Source organism: Burkholderia sp. AU31652 (assembly GCF_002223155.1).
In the GTDB taxonomy this organism is placed as follows: Bacteria; Pseudomonadota; Gammaproteobacteria; order Burkholderiales; family Burkholderiaceae; genus Burkholderia.
The window spans coordinates 1,785,003-1,800,601 of record NZ_NKFG01000003.1 but is presented as its reverse complement, the minus strand read 5'-3'; the positions used below and the strand labels follow the sequence as shown (position 1 = coordinate 1,800,601).

Genomic DNA, 15,599 nt, shown 5'->3' with positions numbered 1-15,599 from the left:
TGCGTCGCCCGTCGTATCCATGTCGACCGGGCATTGCGCGAAGCAGGTGGCGCCCGGCTCCCGAGGATCGCCATCACGACAAGGAGGCACCCCATGCCCGATTCCCGCTACCGCTGGGTCATCGTCGCCGCGGGCGGCCTGATGGGCTGCATCGCGATCGGCGCGATGTTTTCGCTGCCGGTGTTCCTGCGCGCGATCGCGCGCGACACGGGCTGGTCGATGACCGGCATTTCCGGCGCGATGACGCTCGGCTTCATCGCGATGGCCTTCGCGAGCATGGCATGGGGCAGCCTGTCGGACCGCATCGGCACGCGCCCGGTCGTCATCACGGGCGCCGTCCTGTTGTCGGCAAGCCTGGCGCTGGCGAGCCGCGCGCCGTCGCTGCTCGCGTTCCAGCTCACGTTCGGCCTCGCCGTCGGCGGCGCGACGGCCGCGATATTCGCGCCGATGATGGCGTGCGTAACCGGCTGGTTCGACACGCACCGCAGCCTCGCGGTGTCGCTCGTGTCGGCCGGCATGGGGATGGCGCCGATGACGATGGCCCCGCTGGCCGCGTGGCTCGTGTCGGTGCGCGACTGGCGCACGTCGATGCTGCTGATGGCGGCGCTGGCGGCCGTCGTGATGATTCCGGTGTCGCTGCTGGTGCGCCGGGCGCCCGCGCTCGACGGCGCGCAGGCGGCTCCAGCGGTGCCGGCGCCCGCCGGCGGGCCTGCGGCGATGTCGGTCGCGGAAGCGCTGCGTTCGCCGCAGTTCATCGTGCTGCTGCTGACCAACTTCTTCTGCTGCGCGACACATTCGGGCCCGATCTTCCATACGGTCAGCTACGCGGTGACGTGCGGGATCCCGCTGATCGTCGCGGTGTCGATCTACAGCGTCGAAGGGCTCGCCGGCATGGGCGGCCGGATCGCGTTCGGGATCCTGGGCGACCGTATCGGCGCGAAGCGCATGCTGGTAGCCGGACTGCTTGCGCAGGCGCTGGGTGCGCTCGGGTACTACTTCGTGCGCACGCTCGACGGGTTCTACGCGGTCGCGGTCGTGTTCGGCTTCATCTACGCGGGCGTGATGCCGCTGTATTCGGTGCTGGCGCGCGAGAACTTCCCGCTGCGGATGATGGGCACCGTGATCGGCGGCTGCGCGATGGCCGGCAGTCTGGGGATGGCAGCGGGGCCCGTCGCCGGCGGCTTGATCGTCGATACGCTCGGCAGCTACGGCTGGCTGTATCTCGGCTCGTTTGCGATCGGTCTCGGCGCATTCCTGATCGCGATGATGTTCCGCCCCTTCGCGAATGCGCGGCGGGAAGCGGCGGCTGCCTGAACCAGGAAAATTGGAAGCAGGGCCGTGTCCGTTTTTCTGGGGCGGCGCGGTTCGGTTGGCATCGTCGCAAATAAAAACAGGGCCTGGCACCGGTCGCATTTGCCGGTGTCCGGATGGTCCGCAGCCCGCTGCAGCGCAGCAGAGCGGCAAATGAGACCGATCGGCGCGCATGCCCTGCGATTCGGCCCCTAAAAAACACAATATCGAGCATATATTCGAAGGGCCTGTCATACCCGCGTCACCCTGCTAGAATTCGGCCTGCCGCATTGTTCCGATTGACTGATGAGATTGCTTGACGCCCTGGTCGAACAACGTATTGCCGCCGCCGCCGCGCGGGGCGAGTTCGACGATTTGCCGGGTACCGGCGCGCCACAGGCGCTGGATGACGACCTGCTCGTGCCCGAGGAGGTGCGGGTGGCCAACCGTATCCTGAAGAATGCGGGCTTCGTGCCGCCGGCCGTCGAGCAATTGCGCGCGCTGCGCAACCTGCATGACGAAGTGCAGGCGGTCAGCGACCGCGCCGCGCGGTGCCGGCTGCAGGCGAAGATCCTCGCACTCGACATGGCGCTCGAATCGCTGCGCGGCGGCCCGATGGTGATGCCGCGCGACTACTGCCGGCGCATCGCCGAGCGCCTGTGCGAGCGCGGGCTCGACGAAGCGTCCGCCGAAGCGGGGCCGATGTGACGTCCGACGCGCTGCACGACGCAGCCCGGTCGGCATCCGCCCCGGCGGCCGAACCCGCCGCCGATTCCCCCGTTCCCGAAGCCGCGCCCGTATCGGCACGCGACCTGCATTACATGCGTCTTGCGCAGGCTGCCGCCGAAGAGGCGCGCGCGGCCGGCGAAGTGCCGGTTGGCGCGGTGCTCGTGCGTGGCGACGAAGTGATCGCACGCGGCTTCAACCATCCGATCGGCGGGCACGACCCGTCGGCCCATGCGGAAATGGCCGCGCTGCGCATGGCCGCGCAGCATCTGCAGAATTACCGGATGCCCGGCTGCGAGTTGTACGTCACGCTCGAGCCGTGCCTGATGTGCGCGGGCGCGATCATGCATGCGCGCATCGCACGGGTCGTCTACGGTGCCGCCGATCCGAAGACGGGCGCGTGCGGCAGCGTGATCGACGCATTCGCGAATCCGCAACTGAACCACCATACCGAAGTGACCGGCGGCGTGCTCGCCGACGAGTGCGGCGCCGCGCTGAAGTCGTTCTTTGCCGACCGCCGTCGCGCGCTGCGCGAAGCACGGCTCGCCCGCGACGCCGACTCCGGCGCGTCATAGGCGCGCCCGCCGCGCCCGCCGCTCGACGCGAGCCGGGCAGGCACGGTTCCGTGAACCGGAGACGGTTCGGACCCTCTAAGCAGGTTTGACGACCCGACACCTCTCTTTGCCATGTCCTTCCAGCCCGCCGCGTCCTACACCATCCGCCTGCTTGCGCCGTCCGGCTATCCGCACGATCCGGACGCGATCAATCGCGCGCTCGAGCGCCTCAGCACCGCGCAGCACCGCATCGAGAACATCGAAGCGACGCAGCGGCGCTTCCAGCGGTTCGGCGGTACCGACGGCGAACGGGCAGGCGACCTGAACCGTCTTGCCGATCCCGAGCGGCCGCTGCCGGACATCGCGCTCGCGGTGCGCGGCGGCTATGGCGCCGCGCGCATCCTGCACGGGCTCGACTATCGCGGGCTCGAGCGCCGGCTGCGTGACCAGCCGGTCGCGCTCGTCGGCCACAGCGACTTCACGGCGCTCCAGCTCGCGCTGTACGCGAAGGCGCGCATCAAGACGTTCGGCGGCCCGATGCTGTCCGCCGATTTCGGCGCGGAAACGCCGAGCGACTTCACGATGCAGCACTTCTGGCAGACACTGACGCAGCCGAGCACGACGATCATCGCCGAAGCGCCGCAGGTGCAGAGCGTGAACGTGACGGGCACGCTGTGGGGCGGCAACCTCGCGATCCTCACGTCGCTCGTCGGCACGCCGTACATGCCCGACATCGAAGGCGGCATCCTGTTCATCGAGGACGTCAACGAGCAGCCGTTCCGGATCGAACGGATGATCTATCAACTGCATCTGTCGGGGCTGCTCGCGCGCCAGCAGGCGCTCGTGCTCGGCCAGTTCACCGGTGCGCGGCCGTTCGAGTACGACAACGGCTACGACATGCAGGCGATGATCGACCAGGTGCGCGCGGTGATCGGGATTCCGGTCGTGACGGGGCTTCAGTTCGGCCACGTGCCCGACCTGCTGACGTTGCCGTTCGGCGCACAGGCGCAACTGGTCGCGAATGCGCACGGTTTCCGGCTCACTTTGTCGGACTATCCGCACCTCGGTTGAGGCGGGCGCAGTCGGTCGAAAGGCGGGGGCGGTTCATTCCCCGCCTTTTTCTTTATGTAAGCGCGCAACTAACGGTCAAGTATTTTCGTCGACATCTGCAAGCTCGCCGCCGGATTCTGCACCAGTTTTGTCAACAAAATGGCGGGGAGGGTATACGACGAAAAGCACGTCTGTCATACGTCTTGGCCTTGTCATGCATGGATTTGACGCATCATGCACCGAACGAGGTCGCGTCGATGCACGCCGATTGTGCGCAATGCTAGAAAAGAATTGTTGACAATCTTTATGTCCACCCTAGGATGAGGATCATCACACGATGCCGATCATGAACGAGCCCGAATCCCACCCGTCCGGTGCAGCCAGTCCCGAAGCGATCGCCGAGCGGATCCGCACGGCGATCCTCGAGCATCGGCTCGCGCCGGGCGCGAAGCTGACGGAGGCGCAGCTCTGCGACGTGTTCAACGTGAAGCGCGGGGCGATCCGCCAGGCGCTCGCGCAGCTCGCGACCGACAAGCTGGTCGATCTCGAGCCGAACCGCGGCGCGTTCGTCGCGAGCCCGACGCTGCAGGACGTGCACGAGGTGTTCGAGATGCGCCGGATCATCGAGCTCGCCGTGGTCGAGCGGCTCGCGACCGGGCCCGGCGCGAAGCGGCTGAAGGGCGTCGCCTCGCTGATCGAGAAGGAACGCAAGGCGTTCCAGCGGCAGGACTTCGCAGCCTGGATCCGCCTGTCGGGCGAATTCCATACGGCGCTCGCCACGCTGATGGGCAATGCGACGCTCAGCGCGTGCCTCGAAGGGCTCGTCGCACGCTCGACGCTGATGTCGGCGCTGTACGAGTCGCACGGGCGCAGCCCGTGCTCGTGCGACGACCACGACGAGATCCTCGGTGCGCTGGAGGCCGGCGATCCGAAGCGGGCGGTGACGCTGATGGCGCACCACCTGCAGCATGTCGAACTGAAGATGCTGGACCGGCCCGCACAAGGGCAGGTCGATTTGCGCGAAGTGTTCGGCGGCGCCTGAGCGGCGACGCGAACCCGGCCGCGCGCCACAAGAACGAGCGAAATGCAGGCCCGCGGCGTGTGCCGCGGGCCGCTGGTCCGACTCCGGGCGTCGATCCGGAGCGATATCGATGACGGTGGAGCGGCCTTTCGGCCGCGTCAAGGAGAAGTCATGGCTCAGTTCAGTGTGGCGCACGACAGCGCCTATCCGGCGGACGAAGGCGGCGAGGGCGGCGACCCGACACTGCCGAATGGTTACAGCGAACGTTTGTACAACGAAGATTTGGCACCCCTGAAAAATCAGACATGGGGCTCATACAACATCTTCGCGTTCTGGATGTCGGACGTGCACAGCGTCGGCGGCTACGTGTTCGCGGGCAGCCTGTTCGCGCTCGGGCTGACGAGCTGGCAGGTGCTGATCGCGCTGATCGTCGGGATCGGCTTCGTGAACCTGCTGTGCAACCTGATCGCGCGGCCGAGCCAGCAGATCGGCGTGCCGTACCCGGTCGCATGCCGTGCGACGTTTGGCGTGCTCGGCGCGAACGTGCCGGCCGTGATTCGCGGGCTGATCGCGATCGCGTGGTACGGGATCCAGACCTATCTCGCATCGAGCGCGCTGGTGATCGTCGTGCTGAAATTCTTCCCGCAATGGCTGCCATACGCGGACGTGCATCGCCACGGCTTCCTCGGGCTGTCGGCAGTCGGCTGGGCCGGCTTCATGCTGCTGTGGGTGCTCCAGGCGTTGGTGTTCTGGAACGGGATGGAGACGATCAAGAAGTTCATCGACTTCGCGGGGCCGGCCGTCTACGTCGTGATGTTCATCCTCGCCGGCTACATGGTGTGGCGCGCGGGCTGGCGCAACATCGGCCTCAACCTCGGCGGCGTGAAGTACCACGGCGCGGAAGTGATTCCGGTGATGATCACGGCGGTGTCGCTGGTGGTGTCGTACTTCTCCGGGCCGATGCTGAACTTCGGCGATTTCTCGCGCTACTGCCGCTCGTTCGGCGAAGTGAGGCGCGGCAATTTCTGGGGGCTGCCGGTCAACTTCCTCGCGTTCTCGCTCGTCACGGTGATCACGACGGCCGCGACGCTGCCGGTGTTCGGCGAACTCATCACCGACCCCGTCGAGACGGTCGGGCGCATCGACCATCCGACCGCGGTGATCCTCGGTGCGCTGACCTTCACGATCGCGACGATCGGCATCAACATCGTCGCGAACTTCGTGTCACCTGCGTTCGACTTCTCGAACGTCGCGCCGCGCCTGATCAGCTGGCGCGCGGGCGGGATGCTCGCCGCCGTCGCGTCGATCTTCATCACGCCGTGGAACCTGTTCAACAACCCGGCCGTGATCCACTACACGCTCGACGTGCTCGGCGCGTTCATCGGCCCGCTGTACGGCGTGCTGATCGCCGACTTCTACCTCGTCAAGCGCGGCCGGCTCGTGCGCGACGACCTGTACACGATGTCGGAAAGCGGCACGTACTGGTACACGGGCGGCGTGAACCGTCGCGCGCTGGCCGCGCTGTTGCCGGCCGCGGTGATCGCGATCGTCTGCGTGATGGTGCCGGGCTGGCAGGGCGTCGCGAACTTCTCGTGGTTCATCGGCGCCGGGCTCGGCTTCGTGTTCTACCGGCTGCTCGTGAGCGCGAAGGCCTGAGGAGCATGCGATGAAGATCCGACTGATCAATCCGAATACGACCCAGCGGATGACCGACGCGATGGGCCGCTGCGCGCGTGAGGTCGCGGCCGCCGGCACGGAGATCGTCGCGGTGAGCCCGCCGATGGGGCCGCCGTCGATCGAAGGGTATTACGACGAGGCACTGGCGACGCCGGGGCTGCTCGCCGAGATCGTGCAGGGCGAGCGCGACGGCTGCGATGCGTACGTGATCGCGTGCTTCGGCGATCCGGGCCTGTACGCGGCGCGCGAGCTCGCGCGCGGGCCGGTGATCGGCATTGCCGAGGCCGCGATGCATGCGGCGAGCGTGCTCGCGCCGGGCTTCTCGGTCGTCACGACGCTCGCGCGCACCTGCGGGATGGCGTGGCATCTCGCCGAGCGCTACGGGATGAAACGGTTCTGCCGCAACGTGCGCGCGACCGACGTCGCTGTGCTCGAGCTCGACCGGCCGGGCTCGGCCGCGCGCCGGATCATTGTCGACGAGTGCCGGCGCGCGCTCGACGAGGACGGCGCCGACGCGATCGTGCTCGGTTGCGCGGGGATGGCCGAGTTCGCGCACGAGATCGAGCAGCAGATCGGCGCGCCGGTGGTCGAGGGCGTCACGGCGGCCGTCAAGTGGGCCGAGGCGCTCGTCGCGTTGCGCCTCGCGACCGCGAAGCGCGGCGACTACGCGCGCCCGCTGCCGAAGCGCTACGACGGCGCGTTCGCCCGCTTCAGCCCGCCGGACGGGGATCAGGCGGAACCGGTGCCGAATTTGCCGCAACCGCACATACACACCGTCTGACACGCACTATCTGCGCCGCTGTATGGGCGCGTATGGGCGTTTTCGCTAAACTGGGCCGTCATCGCATCGGCTTGCGCAGCCGGCCTCCGGCACCCGCGCAGTCGATGCGAACCCATTATTTCAGCGAGCTTTCGCCGCACATCGAACCATGTCACTCGATCCCAACTATCCTCGCGACCTGATCGGCTACGGCCGCCATCCCGTTCAGGCGAACTGGCCGGGGCGCGCCCGCGTCGCCGTGCAATTCGTGCTGAACTACGAGGAGGGCGGCGAGAACTGCGTGCTGCACGGCGATCCGGGCTCCGAGCAGTTCCTGTCGGAAATCGTCGGCGCGGCCGCGTATCCCGACCGCCACATGAGCATGGAGTCGATCTACGAGTACGGTTCGCGGGCCGGCGTGTGGCGCATCCTGCGCGAATTCGAGAAGCGCGGGATGCCGCTGACGGTATTCGGCGTCGGCATGGCGATCGAACGCCATCCGGAGCTCGCGCGCGCCTTCGTCGAGCTGGGCCATGAAATCGCGTGCCACGGCTGGCGCTGGATCCACTACCAGAGCATGACGCCGGAACTCGAGGCCGAACACATGCGCCTCGGGATGGAAGCGATCGAGCGCGTGACGGGCGAGCGCCCGCTCGGCTGGTACACCGGCCGCGACAGCCCCAATACGCACCGCCTGGTCGCGGAATACGGCGGCTTCCTGTACGACTCCGACAACTATGGCGACGACCTGCCGTTCTGGATGGACGTCGAAGTGTCGGGCGGCAAGACATCGCCGCAGCTGATCGTGCCGTACACGCTCGACACGAACGACATGCGCTTCGCGACGCCGCAGGGCTTCAACACCGGCGATCACTTCTTCGACTACCTGCGCGATGCATTCGACGTGCTGTACGCGGAAGGCGACGAAGCGCCGAAGATGCTGTCGATCGGCATGCACTGCCGGTTGCTCGGCCGGCCGGGCCGGTTCCGCGGGCTGCAGCGTTTCCTCGATCACATCGAGAAGCACGATCGCGTATGGGTGACGCGCCGTGTCGATATCGCGCGTCACTGGCGTGAACATCATCCGTATCAGCCCAATCATCGAAACGAAGGGAAAGCATGAAGGCGATGCGCTACACGTTGGAACAACTGAATACGATGGCGCCGAGCGCATTTGTCGCGGCACTGTCGGGGATCTTCGAACATTCGCCGTGGGTGGCCGAAGTCGCCGCGGGCGAGCGGCCGTTCGCGAGCATCGACGCGCTGCACAAGACGATGTCGGGTGCGGTGGAAACGAGCGGCGAAGTGCGCCAGCTCGCGCTGATCAACGCTCACCCGGAGCTGGCCGGCAAGGCTGCCGTGCGCGGCGAGCTGACCGCCGAGTCGACGCGCGAGCAGAGCGGCGCGGGCCTCGACCAGTGCACGCAGGAAGAGTTCGACAAGCTGCTGACGCTGAACCGCACGTATCGCGAGAAATTCGGCTTCCCGTTCATCCTCGCGGTGCGCGGCTATGACCGGCACGGCATCATCGCGAACTTCGAGTCGCGCGTGAATCACTCGCGCACCGAGGAACTGCGGGCGAGCCTCGACCAGATCTACCGGATCGCGCGCTTCCGCCTCGACGACCTGATCGACGCCTGACATCGCATACGGCCTGCTGCGTCGCAGCGGCCTGATCGTCTCACTGAAACAAGGAAACATCATGGCTGTTCCGCTTCTCGATCCCAACGCACCCGACTTCACGCGGCGCTACGTGAACCTGGCCGACCCGCGTCTCGGTGCGCAGGCGCTCGAAGCCAGCGACGATTTCTTCGCGCCGAAGGACCGGATGCTGAACCCCGAGCCGGCCGTGTTCATCCCCGGCAAGTACGACGACCACGGCAAGTGGATGGACGGCTGGGAAACGCGCCGCAAGCGCACGACGGGCTACGACTGGTGCATCGTCAAGCTCGCGCGCCCGGGCGTGATCAAGGGCTTCGACATCGACACGAGCCACTTCACCGGCAACTTCCCGCCGGCCGCGTCGATCGAGGCCGCGTTCGTGGCCGACGGCGCGCCGACGCATGCGACCGAGTGGATCGAGATCGTGCCGTCGACGACGCTGCAGGGCAACAGCCATCACTACGTCGAAGCGAGCGATGCGCGCGCCTTCACGCACCTGCGCGTGAACATCTATCCGGATGGCGGCATTGCACGCCTGCGCGTGTACGGCCAGCCGCAGCTCGACTGGGCCGGCGCGAGCGCGACCGAGCAGTTCGATCTCGCGGCGATGGAAAACGGCGGGTACGTGGTGGCCGCGAACAACCAGCACTTCGGCGTCGCGTCGAACCTGCTGCTGCCGGGCCGCGGCGTGAACATGGGCGACGGCTGGGAAACCCGCCGCCGCCGCGAACCCGGCAACGACTGGGCGATCATCGCGCTCGCGCAGCCGGGTGTGATCCGCAAGATCGAAGTCGATACCGCGTTCTTCAAGGGCAACTACCCGGACCGCTGCTCGATCCAGGCCGCGTACGTGTCGGGCGGCACGGACAGCTCGCTGATCACGCAATCGATGTTCTGGCCGGTGCTGCTCGGCGAGCAGAAGCTGCAGATGGACAAGCAGCACTACTTCGAACAGGACATCGCGTCGCTCGGCCCCGTCACGCACGTGCGACTGAACATCATTCCGGACGGCGGCGTGTCGCGCCTGCGTCTGTGGGGGACGCTCGACAAATGAAGACGCTTGCCATCGAACCGCTGACCAAGGAAGCATTCGCGCCGTTCGGCGACGTGATCGAAACGGAAGGGGCGAAGCAGATCCCGATCAACCTCGGCACGACGATCCGCTTTCACGATCTCGCGAAAGTCGACGTGACCGATGAAGGCGGCCGCACGCTCGTCAACCTGTTCCGCGGCCAGCCGCGCACGCTGCCGTTCGAAGTGAAGATGCTCGAGCGGCACCCGATCGGCAGCCAGGCGTTCGTGCCGCTGAACGACCAGCCGTATCTCGTCGTCGTCGCGCCCGCGGGCGATCTCGATCCGGCGAAGATCCGCGCGTTCGTGACGAGCGGCTGGCAGGGCGTCAACTATGCGAAGGGCGTGTGGCATCACCCGCTGATCGCGCTCGGCGGCGTCAGCGACTTCATCGTCGTCGATCGCGGCGGCGACGGCCTGAACCTGAACGAGCAGGACCTGCAGGAATCGCTGTGGCTCACCGACGAGGCGCTGCACGCGCTGACGGCCTGAGTCGCCGGCGTTTCTGCCGGCGTCTGACGAAACCCGCGCATCATGCGCGGGTTTTTTTATGTGCGGCCAGTTCGGCGAGATTCAGGTCGCCGCGTTTTTGCGCGTGTCGCGCGAGCGGCCGGCGCCGCGACGCCGGTTCGCAACCGGTGCATGCTGCGCCATCAGTTCGGCGACCCACTCGATGAATACACGCAGCTTCGCGCTGACGTGCCGGTTCGGCGGGAACGCGACGTACATCGGCATCGGTTCGAGTTGCCATTGCTCGAACAGCGGCACCAGTTCGCCGCGGGCGCGATGCGCGCCGGCCATGTAGTCGGGCAGCCACAGAATGCCCAACCCGGCGAGGCCGGCCTCAAGGTACGCATTGCCGTCGTCGACCGCGAGCACGTAGCGTCCGCGCACGGTGACCTGCTCGCCGTCGCATGCCATCGAAAACGGCAGCGCCTTGCCGGTGCGCGCCCACAGAAAACCGACGATTCGGTGATGCGTATCCTCCAGCTCGTCCGGATGCGTCGGCGTGCCGGCGCGTGCGAGGTAAGCCGGCGACGCATACACGCCGAGCCGCAGGTCGCCGACGCGCCGCGCGACCAGCGAGCGGTCGGTCGGTTCGCCGCCGCGCACGACGCAGTCGACGTTCTCGCCGATCACGTCCACCACGCGGTCGCTCACGCCCATGTCGAGCTGGATGTCCGGATAGCGCGCATGGAACGTGGGCAGTGCGGGGATCAGGATCAGACGCGCGAACGGGCTCGGCACGTCCACGCGCAGCCGCCCGCGGGGCGACGCGGAAGCCGCGGACAGGCTCGTTTCGGCATCGTCCATGTCGGCCAGCAAGCGCACGACGCGATCGTAGTACGCGGCGCCGTCCGCGGTGACGACGACCTTGCGCGTCGTGCGGTTGAACAGCTTCACGCGCAGCCGTGCTTCGAGCTGCTGCACGAGTTGCGTGACGGTGGTGCGGCTCATGTGCAGCGTCTCGGCCGCCTTCGTGAAACTGCCGGCTTCCACCACGCGGGCGAACGCCTGCATTGCGTCGAATCGATCCATCGGGTCAGGGCTCCGCGTCGGTCGGAATTGTTTGGTGCGTGCAAACAGTGTTGGACAGGGTTGCCGGTTTATTCGCCGTGCAACGATCCCTAAAGTGCCTTCATCGTTGATGCCGGGGCGGCTTCGCCCCACCAACCGAAGGAGGTAGGGGATGGTAAAGCGTAGCGTGGTTTTCCCGCTCGGTCGCCGGGCACTGTACGACCGCAACCGCTATTCGCCGGCAGTGCGCTCGAACGGCTTCCTGTTCGTGTCCGGGCAGGTCGGCAGCCGTGAGGACGGTTCGCCGGAGCCGGAACTGGGTGCGCAGGTCCGCCGCGCGTTCGACAACCTGAATGCGGTGTTGCGCGCGGCCGGTTGCACGTTCGACGACGTCGTCGACGTGACGGTGTTCCTCGTCGACCCTGAAGCGACGTTCGAGCGGATCTGGGAGATCGTTCCCGAATACTGGGGCGACGCGCCGCATCCGACGCTGACCGCGGTCGGCGTGACCTGGCTGTATGGGTTCCAGTTCGAGATCAAGGCGATCGCGCGGCTGCCGGAGACGGTCGACGGGTGAGCAGGGCGCGCGGCGCGTGGCGGCGCGCGTCACGGCGCGACGGGCGGCTCCTGTTCGTATGCGCGATGCAGCAGCGCGACGAACGACGATGCGTCGGGCAGTGTCGTCGCGCCCAACCGGCGCACGGCGATCCCGGGCGTCCACGAATTCATCACGACGGCGCCGGCCATCGACGGCAGGTCGGCCGGCGTCAGTTCGCGATCGTGCTGCGCGACCCCCAGGCGCGCCAGTTGCCGGCGCACGATGCGCATCGTGACGCCGCCGAGCATGTCGGCCACCGGCCACACGACCGCGTCGCCGGTCCAGAACGCGAGATTCCAGATCGAGCCTTCACTGATGCGCCCGTGGCGATCGACGAACGCCGCGTCGTCGAAACCCTGCGCGATCGCGCGGCGCAGGAAGTGCGTCTTCGCGACTTCGCCGACGTGCTTGATGTCCGGCAGCACGCGCTCGTATTCGAACAGCGCGAGATCGAGCGGGCCCGTGGGCCCCGACGACGGCGCGGCGGTGCGGACCAGCACGTCGAGCGTTTCGTCGTCGCGCGGCGCGACGAATTCGCCCGTCGTCGCATGCACGGTCGCCGTCAGCGACAGCGCCGACGGCGCGCGCTCGAGCGCGGCGCGCAGGAGCGTGCGAATCCGGTCGTCGGGCAGGGCCTGGCCGAACAGCGTGTTCGACGCATCGCGCAGCCGCGCGAGATGCAGGTCGAGGCCGCGCACGTGACCGTCGCGTACCTGCATGGCGGTGAAATGCGCATGGCCCGCGAACGCGAGCGCGGCGAGCGCGTCGGGCGTGGCGGCGACGCCGTTGATCTGGGCGACGGACGGGAATGATGCAGCGGTCATCGGCGACTCTCCAGGTTGGCCGCGGGCACGGGGCGGCGCGCGACATCTTCAAGAAAGCCTATTGTTTACCGATTGATGCTGTCTTGAAAAACGAGTAGTTTTGGAACGGTCATCAAATCCGGTTTGAAGATCGATGGAACGCATGTGGCCCGGTACGCGCGCGCTGAGGACGTTCGATGCAGCGGCGCGGCACCTGAATTTCTCGCGAGCGGCCGACGAGGTCGGGCTGACGCCGGCGGCCGTCAGTCACCAGATCAAGGAAATCGAGGCGCAGCTCGACATGGTGCTGTTCGTCCGCACGAGCCGCAGCATCCGGCTGACGCCGGCCGGTGTCGTGCTGGCTGCCGCGGCCGCTGATGCGCTGGCGGGCCTGCAGCGCGCGACTGCCCGGGCACGGCGCGTCGCACGAGAGCAGACGGAGTTGCGCGTGTCGGTCGGCGCGCGCTTCGCGACGCACTGGCTGCTGCCGCGCCTGCCGCGTTTCAGGGTCGAACATCCAGCGTTCGAGCTGTCGTTCGATATCACCGACCGGTTGCGCGATTTCGATGACGACGACGTCGATGCCGCGATCCGCTTCGGCACCGGGCGTTATCGCGATGCGTGCGCGCAGCGCCTGTTCGATACGTCGGTCGTTGCGATCTGCAGCCCCGCGCTGTTGTCGGCCGGGCCGCCGTTGCGCAAGCCGCGCGACCTGCTGCGCCACACGCTGTGCCACGTGGACTGCGAAGTCGATGGCGTGACCTGGCCGCGCTGGTCCGCATGGATGGCCGCTGCCGGCATCGACGGTTTCGACGACAGGCGGTGCGTCGCGTTTCCGGATTCGAGCCACGTCGTGCAGGCCGTGACGGATGGCACGGCGGTCGGGCTGGCGGAGCCGCACATGATCGCGCGCGATCTCGCCGAAGGGCGCGTCGTGCAACTGTTCGACGTGAATGTCGACGTGGCGCCGGGGCTCGCCTATCACGTCGTGTATCCGGAGCACACGCAGGACGATCCGCGCATCGTCGCATTGCGCGACTGGCTCGCGGATGAAGTCGCGACGATGCACGCGTAGCGGTGACGGGGGCGCGTGCTATCGTGCCCGCATCTCCACCGCGCGATGCCCGATTCCGGGCATGTTCCTCCGATGAGCCAACCTGAAAACGACCTGGCGATCCTGCTGAGCACGATGCAGCCCGAACTGCATCCGGGCGCGTTCGCCTTCGTATCGCTGCCGACCGGCGCAGACGTATCGTTATCCGAAGTGATCGCAACGTTTCGCGAAGCGGAGGGGCTGACCGTCGTGGTCGAAGAGGAGACGGCGGGGCGTCATGGCTGGTCCGTGCTGTTCCGTGCGGCCTGGATCACGTTGACCGTGCATTCCGACCTTGCGGCTGTCGGCCTCACGGCGGCGTTCGCACGCGCGCTCGGCGCGGCCGGCATCAGTTGCAACGTGATGGCGGCTGCCTGCCACGATCACATCTTCGTGCCGTTCGACGACGGCCCGCGCGCGCTCGATGCGCTCGTCGCGCTCCAGCGCGACGCGATGCGCGGTGAGCGGTGAGCGCTGGCAACGCCTCTGCAGCACGCAAAAAAACGGGCCCGTAACGGGCCCGCGAACGGAAAGGATTGCGCCGGAACACGACCCCGGCGCACGGCGGCTTACTTGTTCGCGCCACCCTCGAACCACGCGGCGAGCTTCGTGCGCTCGTCGTCGGTCATGTGCGTGACGTTGCCGATCGGCATCGCCTTCAGGCGCACGGCCTGTTCATAGATACGCTGCGCGTTCTTCGACACTTCGTCCGGCGTGTCGAACATCACGCCCGCGGGCGCGCTGCCCATCAGCGTCGGCTTCGCCGAGTGGCACTCGACGCAGCGCTGCTGCAGGATCGGCATGATGTCGTTGATCACGACCTTCGGCGCGTTCGCGGCCTGCGCTTCCGGTGCGACCGGCTTCGGCGTCGTCCAGACCAGTGCGCCGGCCAGCAGCGCGACGCCGCCGATCGGCAGGTACCACAGCTGCTTGCCGCGGTGGCGCATCACGAAGAACTGGCGGATCAGCGCGCCGGCCAGCATGATCATCACGAGCACGACCCAGTTGAACTTGTTCGTGTAGGTCATCGCATAGTGGTTCGACAGCATCGCGAACACGACCGGCAGCGTGAAGTACGTGTTGTGCACCGAGCGCTGCTTGCCGCGCTTGCCGTAGATCGGGTTCGGCTCTTCGCCCTTGAGCATCTTGTCGACCATCTTGCGCTGGCCGGGAATGATCACGAAGAACACGTTCGCCGACATGATCGTCGCGAGCATCGCACCGACGATCAGGTACGCGGCACGGCCCGCGAAGATGTGGCACGCGAGATAGGCGGCGGCGACCACGTAGATGCCGACGCAGATGCCGAGCACGCGGTCGTTGGTGCCGAGGATGCGGCACAGCGAGTCGTAGACGATCCAGCCGGCGGCGAGGAAGCCGAGTGCGGATGCGACGGCGACCACCGGGCCCATGTCGAGCACGCTCTTGTCGATCAGGTACGTGTTCGGCGCGAGCAGGTACAGCACGAAGAACAGCGAGAAGCCCGACAGCCAGGTCGTGTACGACGGCCACTTCGACCAGTGCAGGTCATCCGGCATTTCCGGCGGGGCGACCGTGTACTTCTGCATGTTGTAGAAACCGCCACCGTGGACGTGCCACAGCTCGCCGAACACGCCGCGCTTGCGCTGGTTCGGGTCGGTCGGCGGTTTCAGGCTGTTGTCGAGCGCGACGAAGTAGAACGACTCGCCGATCCACGCGATGGCGACGATGACGTGCAGCCATCGCAGCGCGAGGTTCAGCCAGTCGGTGATGAAGCCTTCCATGAAACTCCTCCAG

General features: G+C 67.1%; 17 protein-coding genes. 14 read left to right on the top strand and 3 right to left on the bottom strand.

From position 1 onward, the window contains the following. Positions 1–93 precede the first annotated feature (93 nt). The 11 genes from CFB40_RS10905 to CFB40_RS10855 all read left to right on the top strand — a co-directional run bounded on the left by CFB40_RS10905 (position 94) and on the right by CFB40_RS10855 (position 10,303). Entirely contained in the window at positions 94–1,314 is a 1,221-nt protein-coding gene (locus CFB40_RS10905) for an MFS transporter (protein ID WP_089431221.1), read from the top strand. A gap of 282 nt (positions 1,315–1,596) precedes the next feature. Next, positions 1,597–1,998, top strand: a complete 402-nt coding sequence (locus tag CFB40_RS10900) for a DnaJ family domain-containing protein (protein ID WP_006478536.1) — start codon at positions 1,597–1,599, stop codon at positions 1,996–1,998. After that, positions 1,995–2,591: a tRNA adenosine(34) deaminase TadA gene (gene tadA / locus CFB40_RS10895; RefSeq protein ID WP_089431220.1), complete on the top strand. Its 597-nt coding sequence runs from the start codon at positions 1,995–1,997 to the stop codon at positions 2,589–2,591. Before CFB40_RS10900 ends, tadA begins: the two co-directional genes overlap by 4 nt. 111 nt (positions 2,592–2,702) lie before the next feature. Further along, complete coding sequence (gene ldcA / locus CFB40_RS10890) at positions 2,703–3,641, top strand: muramoyltetrapeptide carboxypeptidase (RefSeq protein ID WP_039342808.1); 939 nt, start codon at positions 2,703–2,705, stop codon at positions 3,639–3,641. A 316-nt stretch (positions 3,642–3,957) separates the two neighbouring features. Beyond that, complete coding sequence (locus CFB40_RS10885) at positions 3,958–4,662, top strand: GntR family transcriptional regulator (protein WP_089425662.1); 705 nt, start codon at positions 3,958–3,960, stop codon at positions 4,660–4,662. 150 nt (positions 4,663–4,812) lie between these two features. Then, on the top strand, positions 4,813–6,297 hold the full coding sequence (locus tag CFB40_RS10880) for an NCS1 family nucleobase:cation symporter-1 (RefSeq protein WP_089431219.1): 1,485 nt from the start codon (positions 4,813–4,815) through the stop codon (positions 6,295–6,297). 10 nt (positions 6,298–6,307) lie between these two features. Further along, the gene (locus CFB40_RS10875) at positions 6,308–7,099 is read left to right on the top strand and encodes an aspartate/glutamate racemase family protein (protein WP_089425660.1); all 792 of its coding nucleotides are present in this window, start codon (positions 6,308–6,310) and stop codon (positions 7,097–7,099) included. 148 nt (positions 7,100–7,247) lie between these two features. Then, positions 7,248–8,201: an allantoinase PuuE gene (gene puuE, locus CFB40_RS10870; RefSeq protein WP_027787128.1), complete on the top strand. Its 954-nt coding sequence runs from the start codon at positions 7,248–7,250 to the stop codon at positions 8,199–8,201. Next, positions 8,198–8,719: a 2-oxo-4-hydroxy-4-carboxy-5-ureidoimidazoline decarboxylase gene (uraD, locus tag CFB40_RS10865; RefSeq protein ID WP_089425659.1), complete on the top strand. Its 522-nt coding sequence runs from the start codon at positions 8,198–8,200 to the stop codon at positions 8,717–8,719. The genes puuE and uraD overlap by 4 nt, the downstream gene beginning before the upstream one ends. 61 nt (positions 8,720–8,780) lie before the next feature. Beyond that, positions 8,781–9,794: an allantoicase gene (gene alc, locus CFB40_RS10860; protein ID WP_089431218.1), complete on the top strand. Its 1,014-nt coding sequence runs from the start codon at positions 8,781–8,783 to the stop codon at positions 9,792–9,794. Continuing rightward, positions 9,791–10,303 carry an ureidoglycolate lyase gene (locus CFB40_RS10855; protein WP_089431217.1) on the top strand — a complete coding sequence of 171 codons (513 nt, stop codon included), beginning with the start codon at positions 9,791–9,793 and terminating at the stop codon, positions 10,301–10,303. The genes alc and CFB40_RS10855 overlap by 4 nt, the downstream gene beginning before the upstream one ends. 81 nt (positions 10,304–10,384) lie before the next feature. Here the strand turns inward: CFB40_RS10855 and CFB40_RS10850 are convergent, their stop codons facing one another. Continuing rightward, entirely contained in the window at positions 10,385–11,350 is a 966-nt protein-coding gene (locus tag CFB40_RS10850) for a LysR family transcriptional regulator (RefSeq protein ID WP_089431216.1), read from the bottom strand. Between the two features lie 151 nt (positions 11,351–11,501). On the opposite strand from CFB40_RS10850, the gene CFB40_RS10845 reads away from it, so the two are divergent. After that, positions 11,502–11,906, top strand: a complete 405-nt coding sequence (locus CFB40_RS10845; RefSeq protein WP_089431215.1) for a RidA family protein — start codon at positions 11,502–11,504, stop codon at positions 11,904–11,906. A 29-nt stretch (positions 11,907–11,935) separates the two neighbouring features. Here CFB40_RS10845 and CFB40_RS10840 read toward each other — a convergent pair whose 3' ends face one another. Beyond that, the gene (locus tag CFB40_RS10840) at positions 11,936–12,751 is read right to left on the bottom strand and encodes an aminotransferase class IV family protein (RefSeq protein ID WP_089425654.1); all 816 of its coding nucleotides are present in this window, start codon (positions 12,749–12,751) and stop codon (positions 11,936–11,938) included. Positions 12,752–12,884: 133 nt separating this feature from the next. Between CFB40_RS10840 and CFB40_RS10835 the strand changes: the two genes are divergently transcribed. Beyond that, on the top strand, positions 12,885–13,805 hold the full coding sequence (locus CFB40_RS10835; RefSeq protein WP_089431214.1) for a LysR substrate-binding domain-containing protein: 921 nt from the start codon (positions 12,885–12,887) through the stop codon (positions 13,803–13,805). Between the two features lie 72 nt (positions 13,806–13,877). Further along, positions 13,878–14,294 carry an ACT domain-containing protein gene (locus tag CFB40_RS10830; RefSeq protein ID WP_089425652.1) on the top strand — a complete coding sequence of 139 codons (417 nt, stop codon included), beginning with the start codon at positions 13,878–13,880 and terminating at the stop codon, positions 14,292–14,294. Positions 14,295–14,392: 98 nt separating this feature from the next. Here the strand turns inward: CFB40_RS10830 and CFB40_RS10825 are convergent, their stop codons facing one another. Further along, positions 14,393–15,586: a urate hydroxylase PuuD gene (locus tag CFB40_RS10825; protein WP_089431213.1), complete on the bottom strand. Its 1,194-nt coding sequence runs from the start codon at positions 15,584–15,586 to the stop codon at positions 14,393–14,395. Between the last annotated feature and the right edge of the window lie 13 nt (positions 15,587–15,599).

What these genes read in the sequence shown, in the direction of transcription:
- CFB40_RS10825 (WP_089431213.1), bottom strand. Translation starts at nt 15,586, where the DNA reads ATGGAAGGCTTCATCACCGACTGGCTGAACCTCGCGCTGCGATGGCTG.
- CFB40_RS10880 (WP_089431219.1), top strand. Translation starts at nt 4,813, where the DNA reads ATGGCTCAGTTCAGTGTGGCGCACGACAGCGCCTATCCGGCGGACGAA.
- CFB40_RS10845 (WP_089431215.1), top strand. Translation starts at nt 11,502, where the DNA reads ATGGTAAAGCGTAGCGTGGTTTTCCCGCTCGGTCGCCGGGCACTGTAC.
- CFB40_RS10885 (WP_089425662.1), top strand. Translation starts at nt 3,958, where the DNA reads ATGCCGATCATGAACGAGCCCGAATCCCACCCGTCCGGTGCAGCCAGT.
- CFB40_RS10905 (WP_089431221.1), top strand. Translation starts at nt 94, where the DNA reads ATGCCCGATTCCCGCTACCGCTGGGTCATCGTCGCCGCGGGCGGCCTG.
- CFB40_RS10835 (WP_089431214.1), top strand. Translation starts at nt 12,885, where the DNA reads ATGGAACGCATGTGGCCCGGTACGCGCGCGCTGAGGACGTTCGATGCA.
- ldcA (WP_039342808.1), top strand. Translation starts at nt 2,703, where the DNA reads ATGTCCTTCCAGCCCGCCGCGTCCTACACCATCCGCCTGCTTGCGCCG.
- CFB40_RS10855 (WP_089431217.1), top strand. Translation starts at nt 9,791, where the DNA reads ATGAAGACGCTTGCCATCGAACCGCTGACCAAGGAAGCATTCGCGCCG.
- CFB40_RS10850 (WP_089431216.1), bottom strand. Translation starts at nt 11,350, where the DNA reads ATGGATCGATTCGACGCAATGCAGGCGTTCGCCCGCGTGGTGGAAGCC.
- CFB40_RS10900 (WP_006478536.1), top strand. Translation starts at nt 1,597, where the DNA reads ATGAGATTGCTTGACGCCCTGGTCGAACAACGTATTGCCGCCGCCGCC.
- CFB40_RS10875 (WP_089425660.1), top strand. Translation starts at nt 6,308, where the DNA reads ATGAAGATCCGACTGATCAATCCGAATACGACCCAGCGGATGACCGAC.
- CFB40_RS10840 (WP_089425654.1), bottom strand. Translation starts at nt 12,751, where the DNA reads ATGACCGCTGCATCATTCCCGTCCGTCGCCCAGATCAACGGCGTCGCC.
- puuE (WP_027787128.1), top strand. Translation starts at nt 7,248, where the DNA reads ATGTCACTCGATCCCAACTATCCTCGCGACCTGATCGGCTACGGCCGC.
- CFB40_RS10830 (WP_089425652.1), top strand. Translation starts at nt 13,878, where the DNA reads ATGAGCCAACCTGAAAACGACCTGGCGATCCTGCTGAGCACGATGCAG.
- alc (WP_089431218.1), top strand. Translation starts at nt 8,781, where the DNA reads ATGGCTGTTCCGCTTCTCGATCCCAACGCACCCGACTTCACGCGGCGC.
- uraD (WP_089425659.1), top strand. Translation starts at nt 8,198, where the DNA reads ATGAAGGCGATGCGCTACACGTTGGAACAACTGAATACGATGGCGCCG.